We start from the raw sequence: 16,073 nt of genomic DNA, 5'->3' as shown, positions 1-16,073 counted from the left end.
TGCTAACTATTAATGTGATTTAAGATTTTCAGTTTCGTCGATATTTACGTTTCTATTTTGATAGGCGAAAATCAATACCACAATAAAACAGACTAAAGGGACAAAATAGCCGTACTGAAAATGGCCTGTTTTATCAGATATTAAGCCCAAAAGTGGGGGTAATAATGCACCGCCTACAATAGACATAACAATCAGACTGGAAGCAGATTTGGTATCCGCTCCTATACCTTGTACACCAAAAGCAAATATGGTCGGAAACATAATAGACATAAAAAATGCGATTCCAATCAAGGCATATAGTGTTTGTACGCCGGTCCCAAAAATAACGAACAGTGACAATGCGATCGTCACAAAGGAGTAGCTGATCAACAGCTTGGATGCAGACACAAAACGCATAAAGAAAGTCCCGATAAATCGGCCCAACATAAATGCCAGTCCCGCAAAACCAGCATAGTCTGCTCCATCTTTACCTGATATCCCAGCTACTTCAGTTGCGTATAGTACCAAAAAGCTTAGAATACAGACTTGCGCGCCCACATAAAAAAACTGTGCAACTACCGCCCATCTTACATTTTTATGTCTCAAAGCATGAAAAAAGCCCGCCTTTCCTTCTTCCTCATCATCTTTGATATCAGGTAATTTGGTAAAGAAAAACAAAGCCGCAATCAATAAAATCAATATGCCCAAAACGAGATAGGGCAATTTTACAGATGCTGTCTCGGACTGAATGTAGGCTAGTTTTGCTTGTTCCGCCATTTGCGCAAGTTCTTCCTGCGATTTGGGTTCGTGTGACAAAATAAATTTCCCGCCGAATATAGGTGCCAAAAAGGCTGCAAGTCCATTGAATGACTGTGCAAAATTAAGCCGCTGTGCAGATGTGGATGGATCACCCAATATCGCTACATAGGGATTTGCTGCCGTTTCTAAGATGGTTAAACCGCAGGCGACAACAAACAAAGCCCCCAAAAAGAAAACATAACTGATCGTATTCGCAGCGGGGACAAACAAAAAGCAGCCCAAAGCAAAAAATAGCAATCCGATCAGAATGCCGGCCTTATAACCATAACGTTTCATAATAATTCCTGCCGGAATCGCCATCACAAAATAAGCGATAAATACCGCTGAATCAACCAAAGAGGCCTGGAAATGCGATAAACTGAACGCATTCCTCAAATGTGGAATCAAGATCGGATCAAGATTATGGATAAATCCCCAAAAGAAGAACAAGGAGGTCACCAAAATCAAGGCAAATGTGTAACTCTTTTTGTTAGTCATATTATCAAATGGTTATAAGTAGTTATTTTATGTAAAATAAGCCTAAAAAAGCTAGACAATATTCAAGTATATTATCAATTTATTAAGCTATATTACCATACATAAACTAAAATATGTAACTTTAATGCATATATTTCATAGTCATGAAAGCACAATTACTGCATTTGAACAACGACCTTACCCATTCATTTAACGCAAGAAGGGACAATACCCCTCAATACCACAATATCTGGCATTATCACGAAGAGCTTGAATTAATTTATTTTGCAGCAGGGTCTGGTACACAATTTATTGGCGACAGTGTACGACGTTTTGAATCTGGAGATATTACATTGGTAGGCTCGAATCTTCCACATTATTGGTTGTTTGACGAAATCTACCTGCAGAAAAATAACCCACAAGCCGCAGATATACGGGTGCTGCATTTTAAAGAAAACTTTTGGGGCAACGAATTTATCAACCTTCCTGAAAACAAAAATATCAAAGATCTGATGCGGATTTCAAAACGGGGAATTGCGCTTTCTCAATCATGTAGAGCTGAGGCCAGCGTACATATCGATACGGTACTCAATTGTTCGGGTACTTCGCGAATTATTCATCTCTTACAAATCCTGATGTGCATTGCAGCTGATGATCGACATGACCTCTTAACGAGTGCAAGCTTTACAATTCAGTCACAAGATCAGGACGCTGACCGTATGCGCATTGCTATGCATTATATCGGTGAAAATTATCGGGATCAAATCCGTTTGCAGGAGCTCGCTTCATTGACAGGAATGACACCTAATTCATTTTGCCGTTATTTTAAATCACAAATCGGAAAAACACTCTTTCAATTTCTTATCGAAATGCGTGTAAAAACCGCTTGTAATCTATTATTGGAAAATAAACAGACGATCAAGCAGATCTGCTTCGAATCTGGATTCCAAAATTTCTCGAGCTTTCATAAATATTTCAAGAATATTACGGGTACTACCCCTCTAAGTTATCAAAAATCAAAAAGTTAGTACAATTTTCCCCAACAAAGCCGAATCTTCCATGGCTTGATGTGCTATTGCTACTTCATAAAAAGGAAACACTTGGAATAACCTTGGCTTAAAATCGCCAGAAATAATTTTGGGCCAGACTTCTGTCCAAATCTCATTCCGTAACGTTTCTTTAAATTGATGATCTCTCGCTCTTAGGGTACTTCCGGTTAATACAATCCGTTTTTGCATCAATTTAAGCAAGTTTAATTCTGCTTTAGCGCCTTGCATGGCATTAATGTAAACCAGCCGGCCATCTGGATTCAACAGATTAATATTTTTTTCGAAATAATCACCGCCTATGCTATCCAAAATCACATCAACTCCCCGGTCAGCCAATACTTGTTGGAAGTCCTCTTTTGTATAGTCTATCGTTTTTGAAGCACCCAAGGACTGGCAAAAAAGACCTTTTTCTGTCGAACTGATGGTTGTATAAACCTCTGCTCCGAACAAGGCCCCCAATTGAATAGCAGTACTGCCAATCCCGCCCGCTCCACCATGTACCAGAAAATGCTCTCCGGACCGCAGTTTTCCCCGGCGAAAAACATTGTCCCAGACCGTGAAGACCGTTTCTGGGAGTGCGGCAGCTTCTTCAAAAGTTAAATTGGGCGGAATAGGAAGACAATGGCCTTGATAGACGGAAACGTAGCTAGCATATCCACCTCCAGCAACCAATGCGCATACTGAATCACCAATGTTCCAATTATCGACCAAACGTCCTTTTTCCACGATGACACCCGCCACTTCTAGTCCCGGAATACGCGGATCGACACCAGCGGGAGCTGGGTAATTTCCTTTTCGCTGGAAGACATCAGGTCTATTCACTCCTGCGGCCCTAACCGCGATTAACACATCTAGGTCCCCAACCTGGGGCTGGTCAAGCTCTTCGACCTGCAATACTTCAGGAGCCCCTGGCTCGGATATAACAACTGCTTTCATCTGTAAATATTTTTTTACGCTTTAATAAGTGTATAGCGATATTCCTATTTTTTCTCCTCTTTCGAAGGGAGATGATCTATTTAATTTCTATCACCCAGCTCGTACAGATGATATGTCGACAGGGACAGCTCATCATGATTTCTTTGGATATTTCTGTAGCCGTATATTGAGTGAAAGCATAAAATAACGAGCCAAACGATTATTTTGAACATCCAATATATCGTTTCCCACAACAGCACGTGAAATTCCCGTATTCTGATTCGTTAAATCAAAGCCTTGAAACCGTAGCATACCAAGATTATTTCGTCCAAACGTATATTCCAGATAGGCATTAATGATTGTCGGATTGATATTACTCCAAGAACTCGAATACCCCGCATTAAACTTTTGGGACACCTCCAATCCCATGGTAAAATGTTTCCCCAAATAGGCTTTTGAACCCAGCCCCACAATGCCCGAATGTGCCGTGATATTATCTTGAACCGGCCAGTCAAAAGTTGCTCTATTCAATGAATAATTCCCATTTAATTCTGCTTCAAAGATATCATTCCAGGCATATCGAAATTGAATAGCCTGTGTGAATAAAAAATGGCCCCCAAAGCTTTTCTTATCGTTGACATACGAGATATTGTTGTAGTAATCAGCATTCCCGTTTAAACTCAGCTGTAAGTTATCCGAAAAAAGCGACGCTGTAAATAGGTAGTAACTCTTGATGTCATAATAGCCTTCGGTATTGATATAGCTTGTTTTCTGTACGGTCGAATTAGGGGCTATTGTACGGTTTGCCACAATCTTGTCATTAACCAAATTATATGCAAGACTAGCCTCAAGATACTGCCCCTTACGTGTCATCGACTTACGGTATTTTGAAACAATGCTATGTGCAAATTCAGATTTCAGATCCTTGTTTCCGACGATAATATTTTGTGTATTTGTATTGTCTACTACCGGCTGGATCTGATAGAAACTAGGTTGATTGTTACGCCCATAATAATCTATCGATAGGTCCTCCTCTTTTGTAAATTTCCATTTCAATCCAGCAGAAGGAACGAGATTCACATTGGAATAAGAAGTCCGTATGGATTTATCGGTGGAACTTCCAGCCAGTTCCGAAGGCTGCACAGCAAATCCAAAATTTACTTTAACATTTTTTCCTATATCCTGACGGTAGATCATACCGATCTTATTGCTTGCAAACGAATAATCGTATTTTAGGCTGAGCGAATCTATAAGTATATCTTGAAGTATATCTGTAGTCCGACGCTTGGCTCCTATCTTCGTATAATCGAAGTCATAATTGATTTCCAGTACGCCCCCCAGATCCACCGGTTCAACAAGAGACAAACGGCTTTGGATATTTTTATTCTCATTATCCGATTCAATCTTTTGATGTAGGGAAGTTTTCGTTGTAGCTGGCGGGGTGACACTACTATCCACGGCAATGTTAGCATCCCTCACCTCGTCATCTTTATCCAATGCGTTAAAGTCAGCATGAAAAGTATACAATATTTTCCGACCGGGTTTTTCAAAACTACGTACATAGAAAAGATCGAGGGCTGCACTCGGGCTCTCACTGTTGTTAACTGCACCATAGTTACCCGTGCTGCTCAGTTTATTATTTCTGATCTGCCTATCTTTCAGGGTTTGGCTCGAAGCATTGCTCCAAGAAAATTTTGGTGATATCTTCAATTGGTCTCTTTTTGATAGTTTCATATCAAAATCCCAATCCATTTTATGTGTCCTGTCAACTGACTTTATTTTGTAATCTTCGTAATTACTGATCGAATTATTAATCCCTTTTCCAGATCCATAGATCGATTGCAAAAAGGAGTTTCCTTTAGTATAGTTGTTTCGTTGGGTAAAGGAATATTTTCCACTTGCATTCACTGTTTTGGAAAGTGGGCTGGAAAAACTGGCTCCAATAGAACTTATCTTATTAACACCATCAGTTGGATCAGCGAAATCCGCCAACTCCCCCATTTCCCGCTCACGCTCCCCCCCATTTGGAGAACCAAATGAAAAGAGATTGGTGTTTGTATTATTCATGGAAGATACGATAGAATATTCCTTTCCATTGTCAAATCTATTTACACCCACGCTACCTAGGTAACGCTCGGCAGAACCTCCTCCCAATGTTGCCTGTCCAAAGGTGATTTTTTTCTTATCTTCTTTAAGGACAATATTCAATATTTTTTCAGATTCGGTACTTTTTACTCCTTTGGCCGTTGCTTCATCTCCATAAAAATCAATGACCTGTACACTTTTTACAAAATCCGCAGGAAGGTTTCGTGTAGCAGTCAGTACATCTCCGCCAAAGAACTTCTTACCATCAACTTTTACTGATGACACAGCTTTTCCAAATGCATAGACAGAGCCATCTCTGGACACCTGTACGTTTGGCAAGGCTTTGAGTGCCTCCTCCAAAAGTGCCCGCCGATCAAATTGAAAGGCATCTAAATTAAACTGAACAGTGTCTTGCTTATAGACGATGGGCTTATATTTTTGGATAACAATTTCCTTTAATAAGGAAACATGTGGAAACATTGTCAATTTTCCCACATCTAATTTAGCAGTGCTGCTATTATACAGTGGATAACTCCGTTCGAGAATACTCAACCCTAGTTGACTGCAGCTTATTCGAATATCGTTACCCAAAACGCGCACAAAATGGAAATATCCTGTAGCCGAAGTTGATGAAAACAGTGTGTCCCGAGAGCTCGTCAAATGCACACTGACGCCTTTCAGAGGATTGCCTGCAGTATCTACAACAATTCCATAAACCTCTTTTTTTGTCGCCTGACCAAAAGTATTTTTAGGCAGAAAAAACAAGCTTATAATGGATAACAAAAGTATAAACCGGATTATATTCCCGCCCCTTAGTTTCATCAAACAGACTTTGCAATAATACAATTCAATATAAGAATTCTTAAGCTATTAACGTAAAAAGTTGTGATTTTGTATAAAAAAAAACGAGTTGTCAGGAAAACAACTCGTTCTTTCAACTAATTTTTTATAATTTTTTACTCACCGCCGAAGCTGACTTTAACAAGATGTTTGTCGATTTCCCAACGGCCAGTACCATCTTCACCAATGACATCAAATAATTCTAGTATACGTCTTGCAACAAATTCCTCCTCTACTTGCTCTTCCAAGAACCATTGTACAAAGTTGAAAGTCACATAATCCTTTGCTTTTGCACATTTATCAGCAATATTGTTAAATTGCTCTGTTACAAACATTTCTTGTTCCAACGTTTGCTCAAATACACCACGGAATGATTCAAAATCTTGTGGAATACCAGTGATTTCTGGTGAAATAGCACGTCCACCACGGTTGTTAATGTAGTTGAAAAGTTTCAACATGTGCTCGCGTTCTTCATTAGATTGTTTTGCAAAAAACTCGGAAGCATTTTCCAGACCTTGGTCATCACACCAAGAAGACATTGCCAGATATAATGCTGAAGAGTGCGCTTCAACTTTGATTTGTGCATTCAGTATATTTTCGATTTCTTCCTTCAAAGAAGATTTTAATTTCAATAAATCTTTCATATTTACCTTAAGTTTAATTTCTAAAACAATGTCAGGCGATTTACCTCATCACCCGATTACATTACAAAGATACATCGGATTTAGAAAATCTGTATAAACAATATGCAATACAAATTCAGTCTAAATTAGACAAATAAAACACAACTTGTTTAGAATCAATACAATTACAAATACCTTCCATTGATACTTTCAATACCCTATAAATTTAAATAATGGAATCCTATAATCTTTGATAATCACCGATTTTCTACACCTATTAAACCGATAAAAAAGACACTTATTTAATTTTAATTTAAATAAGTGTTAAGCATAACAATAAAAGCGGTGTATCTTGTTTTTAGATACACCGCTTTTGTTGTTATATTGTGATATAATATACTCCTTTTATGCCAAAACAGCAATTGGAGATACTCGTAGACAGGTTCTGATGACTGAATTCAACTCCATCATAAATTTAGCTCCATCAAGCAGTTCGCGAAGCTGAAGTACATCCTCTACAGCAAGAATAAAACATCTTTCCGTACGAAAAGGCATAATAATTTCAAAATCGTATGCACGTGTTGTATCATTCAACATGCGTTCAACGTCAATGGCATCCATACGCTTCTTAAATTTCAAAAAGTCTGATACTGAAAATGATGTTGTTTCATTATTATACTCCAACCAAAAGCAATTTTTACGACTACACTGATAAACCGTACCAGCTGTAGTGGAAAACACTTCTTCGACCTGCGCTAATGGACAAACCAATTTTGACATTTTTATAACCTTCTTTTTTAAACTGATCAAAAATAAATATTATTTATAATCAATCCAAGTAAAATAGCTGATTATTTTGATTTAATATAAATAAACCATCTTATCATATATTTACTATCTCGGCCACCCTCGCTACCTCTTCATAGAAAATGCGACAGATCGTGCTGTATCGCTATCGTTCTCCCAGTCGCACTGGCCTTGCTGTTGTAAGAATAAGCAAGGTACGACAGTTTCAAAAAAAAGGAGGTCGAATTTATGTCGACCTCCTTTTCTAAATAAAAATGAATAATATTTTAATCGTATTCTTCCTCTTCTTCTTCCGTTACAGAAAGTACTTCTTTGCGATTACTAATAACTGTATTCTTTGTTTTTGTTTTATGTTTGTTAATCTGTCTACGTAAGGATTCTACGGCAATATCCGTTGCCTCTTCAAAACTCTTCGCCTGCCCTTTTGCGAAAAGTTGGCTACCTGGAATATTCAGTTTTATTTCTGAAATCTTATTTGCCTCGTCATCGACATTTTCCAATCGCAGGTAGCATTCACCACCGATAATTGAATCCAAAAACTGCTCTAATTTTCCTGTTTTCTTTTTAATGAATTCGATTAACTTTTGATCCGCATTAAATCGAATGGATTGCACAGTAATGTTCATTTTTCCTCCTTTTTTTAAGCTTTTGGATGAGCTTGTTTATAAATAGACTTCAATCGTTCTGCTGAGTTATGTGTATAAACCTGCGTTGCCGCTAGTCCTGCATGCCCCAACAGTTCTTTAATTGCATTTAAATCAGCCCCATTATCCAATAGGGACGTTGCGAACGTGTGCCTCAAAACATGAGGACTTCGCTTACCTTGTGTGGAAATTAGTGTTAAATACCGATGTACAACATCATAAATGAGCTTGGCGTACGCTGGTTTTCCTTCTTTTGTAACGATCAGTAAGCTGTTATTAGTATCAACAAATTGCGATGCTTTTTGTTGCAAATAGTTTTTCAATTCTTTTACTAAGAGACTATTTATTGGAACAAGTCGTTCTTTGCTCCTTTTACCCAATATAAGAATATTTTTATTAAAAAAATCTATATCCTGTTCTTTAATTTTCAACAGTTCCGCCAGACGGATTCCTGTTCCAAAAAGTAATTCCATCACGATATAATTCCGGCATGACTCAAAATCATTATGCTCTTGCTCCAAGTGATCCAACAAACGAACCAATTTATCTTTCTCCACAACTATGGGCAGTTTCTTTGCTGTTTTTAGTGCCTTAATAAGAGTCATCGGATTTTTATCCAAATGTTCTTCACGTTGAAGAAACTTAAAATAGGTTCGTAGAGATGACATACTCCGATTGACAGAACTGGCGTTTTTACCGGCTTCCATCATTTGAGCGAAGTAATGACGTAAATCCCGATAGCCAATGTCCGATAATACAAGTCCCTCTACATTTAAAAATGACTGAAACATTTCCAATTCATGACGGTAGGCAACCACGGTATGTTCCGAATACCTTTTTTCAATCTGTAAATACCTGATGAACTCCTTTTCCAACATAATTTCCCTCGCTATACTATCCTTAAATTACAAACTTAAAAGCACAAAAAAAAGGGAAAAGCAATGCTTTTCCCTTTATATTTTTAAATTCTCAGCGAATCAATTAGTTAGCCACATCTTGATTCAAAGATTGTTTGTAAATCGCTTTTTTCACTTGAATGCGACGAGTCACAGATCTCTTTTCATAAGCTTGACGTGAACGCAACTCTCTTAAAACTCCAGTTTTCTCGAATTTCTTCTTGAAACGTTTCAATGCTCTATCTAAAGATTCTCCTTCTTTTACATTTACGATAATCATGCGTTGTATATACCTCCTTTCGTCGCTTTTAAAATTTAAAGTGGGACAAAGGTACGATATTCCATTGAATAAGAAAAGAAAAATAAATTTTATACTAATCCAAATTCTTCCAATATGACTTTCAGGGGTTTCTCCTTGGTACACAATGCAATATTCCAGCCCAATTGTTTTGCCGTAGCCAAATGTTGTGGGCTATCGTCAATAAACAATGTCTCTGCTGGATTCAACCGCTGCTCGTTCATAACGAGTTCAAAAATTTCGGTGTCCGGCTTGCGCATACCAACTAAATGCGAATAATAGGTTTTTTCAAAAAATCCTTCATTATCAGCAACAGCATATTTTTCATGGATAGCATTCATACAATAAGCGTAATGGATAGCATTGTTATTGCTCAACAAAAATGTACGGTACTTATCTTTCAATTGCAATAATAACTCATGATGTCCTTCCGGGACCCCAATCAACAAACTATTCCAGGCAGCATCAATTTGCGTATCGGCCAATTCTGGATTCTTAGTAATTTCCCGAATCCCATCCCTAAATTGTGCTGCATCAATTTTTCCCTTGTCAAAATCGTCAAACAGTGCACTTTGTCCATGATGCCCAAAAACTTCGTCTACATTTTCTATACCTAACTGAGTAAAAGCAACTTTCAACTTTACAAAGTCGATCATGAAGATTACATTCCCATAATCAAGAACAATATTTTTAATTTTTTCCATCGAATTATTTTGAAATACCGATACAAATATCGATAATTGCATCGTCAAAAGGGCATAACTAATGCCGAAATTGACGAAACAAATGACCTGCTCCTATAGCTCAGTCGGTTAGAGTAGAAGACTCATAATCTTTTGGTCCCTGGTTCGAGCCCAGGTGGGAGCACAAAACAAAAAAGTCGCTTTCCTATACAGGAAAGCGACTTTTTTATTCAATAAGCAGTTAAGAATTGCTATTACTGTTTTCTTGAATAAAATACCCACCTATTGGTGTAGCCGTCCTGGTAATCCTGTAGGACTATTTCGCGATTCATCAAAACGATGCACAAACTAATAATACGGATAAGAGCAGCAGAGGAGGCTGAATAGCCAACAAATGAAAATATGTTGCCTATACAGCCTAAGAAGGATGATCTGCTTCAGCTATGCGTTCATTCAGGAAACAGCGTTAAATATCTTTTCTATTATCATCAGAATCGATATCAATCAGTTTATTATAGGGGTCTATGCCAACCTGAATAGGTTTTTGATCAACAACCAACGTGAGCTTATTGTTGATCTGATCAATGCGATGCTTTTTCAGGTAAAGCTCATGGGGCTTGCCATTGTTCTTATCTGTGGATTTTGAAAAAACCCCAACCTCGATATAATCTTTCAAAGGCAAGGATTTCAATGTCACCTGATCCGATTTTTTAAATAATAGCGGTTTATCCCCTTGATCATTATAACTCTTTTTTCCATTGGCATCCACGCGATACTTGGCAACTTCAAATTGAATATCGACCTGATATTTTCCATTTTTTAACTTTTTAGTGCTCACCTTCTCCACTTTATTATTGTACAGGGTGATTGTTTCGAACATGTCTTTGATCAGATAGCGCAATGAATCGGGTGTGGCCGCTCGAATGTAATCCACAAATTCCAAAGATGTTGTATAAGGTGGGTTTTGGAAGGCTGTCTTCTCCAGATAGGCTTTTGCTGTTTGATTGAAAACCTGCTCCCCCAGATAATCGCTCAGGGCATATAACACCAACGAACCCTTTTGATAATGGATATACATTTGGTTTTCGTTGTACATCAATGGCCGTTCACCTAATTTCTCCGCACTTCTTCCTGTCAGATAGCCATCCAGTGCTTCTTTGAGAAACTTGCGCATCTGTCCTTTTCCATATCTTTTTTCCAGTACTTTTAAGGAGGAATACTCCGACATACTTTCAGACATCAATGTGGCTCCTTGAGCATTGGCACCCACAACTTGATGAGCCCACCACTGGTGTGCTATTTCGTGTGCTGTGACAGCATATGGATAATCCACCGCATCATCTTCTTTCTCATCCACATCCGCTATAAAACCTATGGCTTCGGAAAAAGGAATCGTATTGGCAAATGACTGTGCGAAAGTTCCTGCTGTTCGAGGAAATTCCACAATACGAAGCTGTCGGTGCTGATACGGACTATATTCTTTGGTATAATAGGCTAGAGAAGCCTTGCTTGACGCCATCATCCGATCGAGATTGTAGGTATGTCCTTTGTGGTAGTAGATTTCCAAATTGACACCATTCCATCGATCTTTTTTTATTTCATACCGAGCCGAATTAAAAGCAAAGAAATTCAGGATAGCCGAGTCCATTTTATATTGGTAATATTTCCTTCCACCTTTCTCCCATTGCGTCGTCAAATATCCCGGAGCGATGGCCAACTGATCGGCATCTGTACTCACAGTTGCCTCAAACCGAATCCAGTCCGCATCATTTGAAATGTAATTATTTTTCCTTGCATTGGAATCAGTAGGTGAGGCCATACGGTCTCGATACGGCAATCCATATTTCTTGCGAATATCATTATCCACCAGTTCGCCCCGATCTATATAACCAATATTTGGAAACTGCATATTGTTGATAAATGTTCCATTGCCTTTCACGGGAGATTTCTCATTTACCCAAGTGTTGGCTGGACTGACTGTACTAAAACTTAAGACGATGGAATCTCCCGGTGCCATTGGCTTGTCAAGTTTGTAGATATTGAAATTATAAATATCATCGACAGAAATCAGCTTATGAGGAACATTGAACGAAAAGGTATAGTCATAATCATTATAATTAACAAAAATGGAATCTATTGCGACTGCAGTTTTATTCTTTAATACATAAAAAGCCCGTGCTTTAAAACTGCGTGCAGAGGGGTAGATATCCATATTAAACTTGATATCGACAACCCTGGGTTGGGGCCGAAATTGATATTTTTTATATTTCTTTTCCCATTCCACGGATTGTTTTTCATGATCAAGGCTCGTATAATATGGATTTTTGATGTGGTTCTCATAATATATACCAGCCCCAATTCCTACAAAACCGATAAAACTCACGATAAGTACAGTTATACTGCTGGGGCTCAGGTTTCTTTTTAATATGGCCCAACGTTCCTTCGCTCCTGAGAATCCACCTCTACGCCATAACAAAAGCGCTATCGTAAGAAAGAACACCGCGAACAGCAACCAATATGTTCTATAGGTCAAAAAAGGTAAGATATAGCCAAAACCATCCATGTCGGAATAATCAAGACCGGGCCCCTGGTTAAACTGATAAATGGCCTGCTCCACACCTACCAAAGACAAAAATGGCAATCCGATAAATAAAGTTAATAGAATAAAAAAACCAGCCAGATAATTCTTAAAGAGTGTATGCACAAACATGGCCACAAAAAGCCAAACGATATTGGCCAACATACCATACACCATTAAGTGCATGAAGTACTGCCCTAATTCGAAATTATAATACTGATGATAGACCTGAAATGCCATACAGGTGAGCATGACGACAGCAAGCAGGGTAAGCTGCATCATAATGATCGCGATGATTTTGGACCCCATAAGCGTCCAATTCGGGACTGGCGTCGCATCCAATAATCCTCCCATACGTGTGATGCTACCACGGTGAACCAATAAACCGGTAAAGAGGAAGGTCAAGATCAACAAAAAGAATTTAAAGGTTGTCCCGGGTATCATCAGCATTTTCCAGGTAACGGGATAAGTCGAGGTGCCGAAAATAGCACCAATTGTACTCGCCATCAAAAGGATAAATAGTACACCTACCAAAGTCAGAATCAAAAACACTGGATTCTTAACAATATAACGATAGTCATAGCGAGCCAGTGTCCAAGTCGTCTTTAAGTAATGGCTGATTGAAAAATCGTAACTTACTTTTGGTAGGTTAAGGCGAAAAACGCTATCAAAGTTATTTTTTGTCAATCGTTTTCCTTTCTTACCCGTTTTTACCGAAATAGAATCCTGTGAGAAAGAAAATAGCAGGTAAAAGCCACCAATAAACAATGCCGCTACAGCGAGCCATATCAGTCGGTTATAGATAATCGCTCCGAGAAAGGGTAGATTGTTTGTGTTTTTTTCTTCGGGAGACCAATATTGCGTATAGTACGAAATCGCGCTATCACCAAAAGGATCTATCAGTGCGCCGAGATAACGGTTATCGGCATCTGTAGTCAGGTTTTGAACAAGTATCTGTAATATAATCAGTACCAGCACCGCAACAACACCTACATAGACATTGCGGGTAAAAGTGACTAAGACGAAAATAATCGCGCTAAGAATAACCAGGTTAGGAATAACCTGAATGAGATAGGTCTGAAAGTAGGCTGAAACATGTACTGGCCCCAATAAATCTGGGTTGATCCCAGGGATAAACTGTGCGACAACTATACCTAAAGTGGAGGACAATACGATGATGAGTACGACAGCTATTGATCCAAAAAACTTACCCAACAGATAATCGGTTTTGGTAAAGGGATAACTAAAAAGAATAGTGTGTACATTATACTGAAAATCCCGATAAACACAGGCGCCCACTATAGAGGGTATTAAGAAATAAATAATGGAAGACATCCCATTGATCATCTCGTTAATAGCCCAAGGCGAATTTCTAATGGTGTTGGATGAAGTGGTCGCCGTGACACCGTCAAATATCCCCAAAGACGAAAGCATGATGAACAACGCCAGCACAAAGAATAAAGCCATGTAGATATAAATGACAGCGCTCTTAAACCAACGCGTAAACTCAAAATTAAAAATTGAACTAAACATGGCGCTGGTCGTTTTTTAATGCGACAAAATAGACATCTTCCAGTTGGCCTTGCGCATTTACAAAGGACTCATCTGGCCGCTCATAACTATAAACTCGAATATTAAGCGTATTGTCCTGATTGTAATTCGTAGAAATGACATTATACTTCTGAGTATATTCATCCAATTGATCCCGGCTAATAATACGCACCCAGATTTTGCCCTCCAATTGTTCTATCGTTTCCTTGGGTGTGCCACGCAACAATATTTTACCCCCATTGAGAATGGCCAGCTCATGGCATAGCTCACGTACATCATCCACAATATGTGTGGAGAAAATAACGGTATGATTGGTACCGATCTCTCGCAATACGTTTAAGAAACGATGTCTTTCGGCCGGGTCCAGTCCAGCTGTGGGCTCATCAACAATAATTAATTTTGGGTCATTCAATAATAACTGCGCAATACCAAAGCGTTGTTTCATCCCTCCCGAATAGCCGCTGACACTTTTATTACGTACATCCCAAAGATTAGTTACCTCAAGTACGCGCTTGATGATAGCCTGTCGGTCGGCACTGGTTTTAATCCCTTTGAGTTTTGCAAAATATTGCAACAAATCCGTCGCAGAAAGATTCGGATAAACACCAAATTCCTGTGGTAGGTAACCTAAAACTTTTCGCAACTCCATCTGCTTTCCGAGCACATCAATGTCGCCAAAAGTAATGCGGCCATGATCAGGCTTCTGAAGGGTTGCTATAGTGCGCATCAGGGAGGATTTCCCAGCTCCATTTGGGCCGAGGAGACCAAACATACCCGGTTTTATTTCCAAATTTACTTCGTCTAGGGCTTTTACACCATTAGGATAGGTTTTACTGAGGCTTTCTATTGATAAATTCATAAATAAGTTTAACTGTTAATAATTCGTTAGTATACCGAAACGACAATTTGTTACAACAATATAACAAAAGTTCGTCAGAAATTAGGTAGAGTGACCCATTTTTTCAATGAATCCCGAAATAAAAACAGTTATTGTGGAGCAAGCCCCAATATCCACCTGACGTCGAAAATATCAACCACTTCCACCAATGGATCTGTCTCATTATTACCCAATACAGATTGACCATCACTGGCTGCCAGCTTGGCCACAAGCCTGCCACGGTCCATCACATCCATACATGACAAAAATACGGAAAGATAATTTCCGATTTTTCGTCCATCATCATGCACCAAATCCGAACCATAGATGACCACACTGGGAGAAGTAAGCGCGGCACTTACAATAGGTAGCTCTGAATACCCTTCTATCTTTCTATCCATCTTGTCAAAATGTAGGCTCCCGCCAAAACACGACTGATAAAACGTAAGTGCCGCTCTACAATTCCCTGAAAAAGTGATAAAAACCCCGCTTTTTAACCGCTCCATATCCTAAACAAATTAATTATGCGTCTGGTATTACGGGTTCTACAAGCTTTTTCATTTTTTCTAACGATTCCTGCCATCCAAGGTAACACATTTCAGGGGGGATAATTTCAGGAATACCTATTTGCTCTATCTTAAGTTCAGTACCGCAGCTGACTGCACGCAGTGAAACTGTTGTCGTCATTTCCCCTGGCAGGCTGGGATCATCAAAACGGTCAACATACTTGATAAATTCATTGGGTGTAATTTCCAAATATTCACCACCAAAGGAATGACCATTACCCGTTCCAAAATTAATAAACGTCATCTTGAATTGACCGCCTACTTTAAAATCCATTTGCTGTACAGTACAGACAAAACCATAAGGAGGTAACCAAGTGGCATGTGCTACTGGATCCGCGAATGCACGGAAGATTTTTTCAGGACTTGCCTGAATAACTCGATGTAGAGAAACTGAATTTGTTTTCATC

The 16,073-nt window shown here is 38.9% G+C and carries 14 protein-coding genes and 1 tRNA gene; 2 read left to right on the top strand and 13 right to left on the bottom strand.

What is annotated here, in order from left to right:
* Positions 1-9: 9 nt before the first annotated feature.
* Positions 10-1,275, bottom strand: a complete 1,266-nt coding sequence (gene fucP, locus HPC41_RS03905) for an L-fucose:H+ symporter permease (RefSeq protein ID WP_172392672.1) — start codon at positions 1,273-1,275, stop codon at positions 10-12.
* A gap of 143 nt (positions 1,276-1,418) precedes the next feature.
* On the opposite strand from fucP, the gene HPC41_RS03900 reads away from it, so the two are divergent.
* Positions 1,419-2,282: an AraC family transcriptional regulator gene (locus tag HPC41_RS03900; protein WP_172392671.1), complete on the top strand. Its 864-nt coding sequence runs from the start codon at positions 1,419-1,421 to the stop codon at positions 2,280-2,282.
* Here the strand turns inward: HPC41_RS03900 and HPC41_RS03895 are convergent.
* The 8 genes from HPC41_RS03895 to HPC41_RS03860 form a co-directional block, all read right to left on the bottom strand.
* Positions 2,271-3,239, bottom strand: coding sequence for an NAD(P)H-quinone oxidoreductase (locus HPC41_RS03895; protein WP_172392670.1), 969 nt, complete (start codon positions 3,237-3,239; stop codon positions 2,271-2,273). The two genes, HPC41_RS03900 and HPC41_RS03895, sit on opposite strands and share 12 nt — an antisense overlap.
* Positions 3,240-3,371: 132 nt before the next feature.
* Positions 3,372-6,125: a TonB-dependent receptor gene (locus tag HPC41_RS03890; RefSeq protein WP_172392669.1), complete on the bottom strand. Its 2,754-nt coding sequence runs from the start codon at positions 6,123-6,125 to the stop codon at positions 3,372-3,374.
* A gap of 134 nt (positions 6,126-6,259) precedes the next feature.
* Entirely contained in the window at positions 6,260-6,787 is a 528-nt protein-coding gene (locus HPC41_RS03885; RefSeq protein WP_172392668.1) for a ferritin, read from the bottom strand.
* 384 nt (positions 6,788-7,171) lie between these two features.
* Positions 7,172-7,546 carry a DUF6686 family protein gene (locus HPC41_RS03880; protein WP_172392667.1) on the bottom strand — a complete coding sequence of 125 codons (375 nt, stop codon included), beginning with the start codon at positions 7,544-7,546 and terminating at the stop codon, positions 7,172-7,174.
* A gap of 293 nt (positions 7,547-7,839) precedes the next feature.
* Positions 7,840-8,199, bottom strand: a complete 360-nt coding sequence (hpf, locus tag HPC41_RS03875; RefSeq protein ID WP_172392666.1) for a ribosome hibernation-promoting factor, HPF/YfiA family — start codon at positions 8,197-8,199, stop codon at positions 7,840-7,842.
* Between the two features lie 14 nt (positions 8,200-8,213).
* Positions 8,214-9,095 (bottom strand): tyrosine-type recombinase/integrase, encoded by an 882-nt coding sequence (locus HPC41_RS03870; RefSeq protein ID WP_172392665.1) that lies wholly within the window; start codon positions 9,093-9,095, stop codon positions 8,214-8,216.
* 103 nt (positions 9,096-9,198) lie between these two features.
* On the bottom strand, positions 9,199-9,393 hold the full coding sequence (rpsU, locus tag HPC41_RS03865) for a 30S ribosomal protein S21 (protein ID WP_046672133.1): 195 nt from the start codon (positions 9,391-9,393) through the stop codon (positions 9,199-9,201).
* A gap of 89 nt (positions 9,394-9,482) precedes the next feature.
* Positions 9,483-10,115: an HAD family hydrolase gene (locus HPC41_RS03860; protein WP_246250371.1), complete on the bottom strand. Its 633-nt coding sequence runs from the start codon at positions 10,113-10,115 to the stop codon at positions 9,483-9,485.
* Between the two features lie 89 nt (positions 10,116-10,204).
* Here HPC41_RS03860 and HPC41_RS03855 point away from each other — a divergent pair.
* Positions 10,205-10,278: transfer RNA gene (locus HPC41_RS03855), tRNA-Ile, on the top strand.
* 282 nt (positions 10,279-10,560) lie between these two features.
* Here the strand turns inward: HPC41_RS03855 and HPC41_RS03850 are convergent.
* From HPC41_RS03850 to HPC41_RS03835, 4 genes are all read right to left on the bottom strand, one after another.
* Entirely contained in the window at positions 10,561-14,205 is a 3,645-nt protein-coding gene (locus HPC41_RS03850) for a M1 family aminopeptidase (RefSeq protein WP_172392663.1), read from the bottom strand.
* Entirely contained in the window at positions 14,198-15,082 is an 885-nt protein-coding gene (locus HPC41_RS03845) for an ABC transporter ATP-binding protein (RefSeq protein WP_172392662.1), read from the bottom strand. The genes HPC41_RS03850 and HPC41_RS03845 overlap by 8 nt, the downstream gene beginning before the upstream one ends.
* Before the next feature lie 128 nt (positions 15,083-15,210).
* Positions 15,211-15,501 (bottom strand): hypothetical protein, encoded by a 291-nt coding sequence (locus HPC41_RS03840; protein ID WP_246250368.1) that lies wholly within the window; start codon positions 15,499-15,501, stop codon positions 15,211-15,213.
* A 121-nt stretch (positions 15,502-15,622) separates the two neighbouring features.
* Complete coding sequence (locus tag HPC41_RS03835; RefSeq protein ID WP_172392660.1) at positions 15,623-16,072, bottom strand: SRPBCC family protein; 450 nt, start codon at positions 16,070-16,072, stop codon at positions 15,623-15,625.
* Position 16,073: the final 1 nt, after the last annotated feature.

The sequence above is a fragment of the Sphingobacterium prati genome, from assembly GCF_013167215.1.
Lineage (GTDB): Bacteria > Bacteroidota > Bacteroidia > Sphingobacteriales > Sphingobacteriaceae > Sphingobacterium > Sphingobacterium prati.
This window is presented reverse-complemented; position numbering and strand designations above follow the sequence as displayed.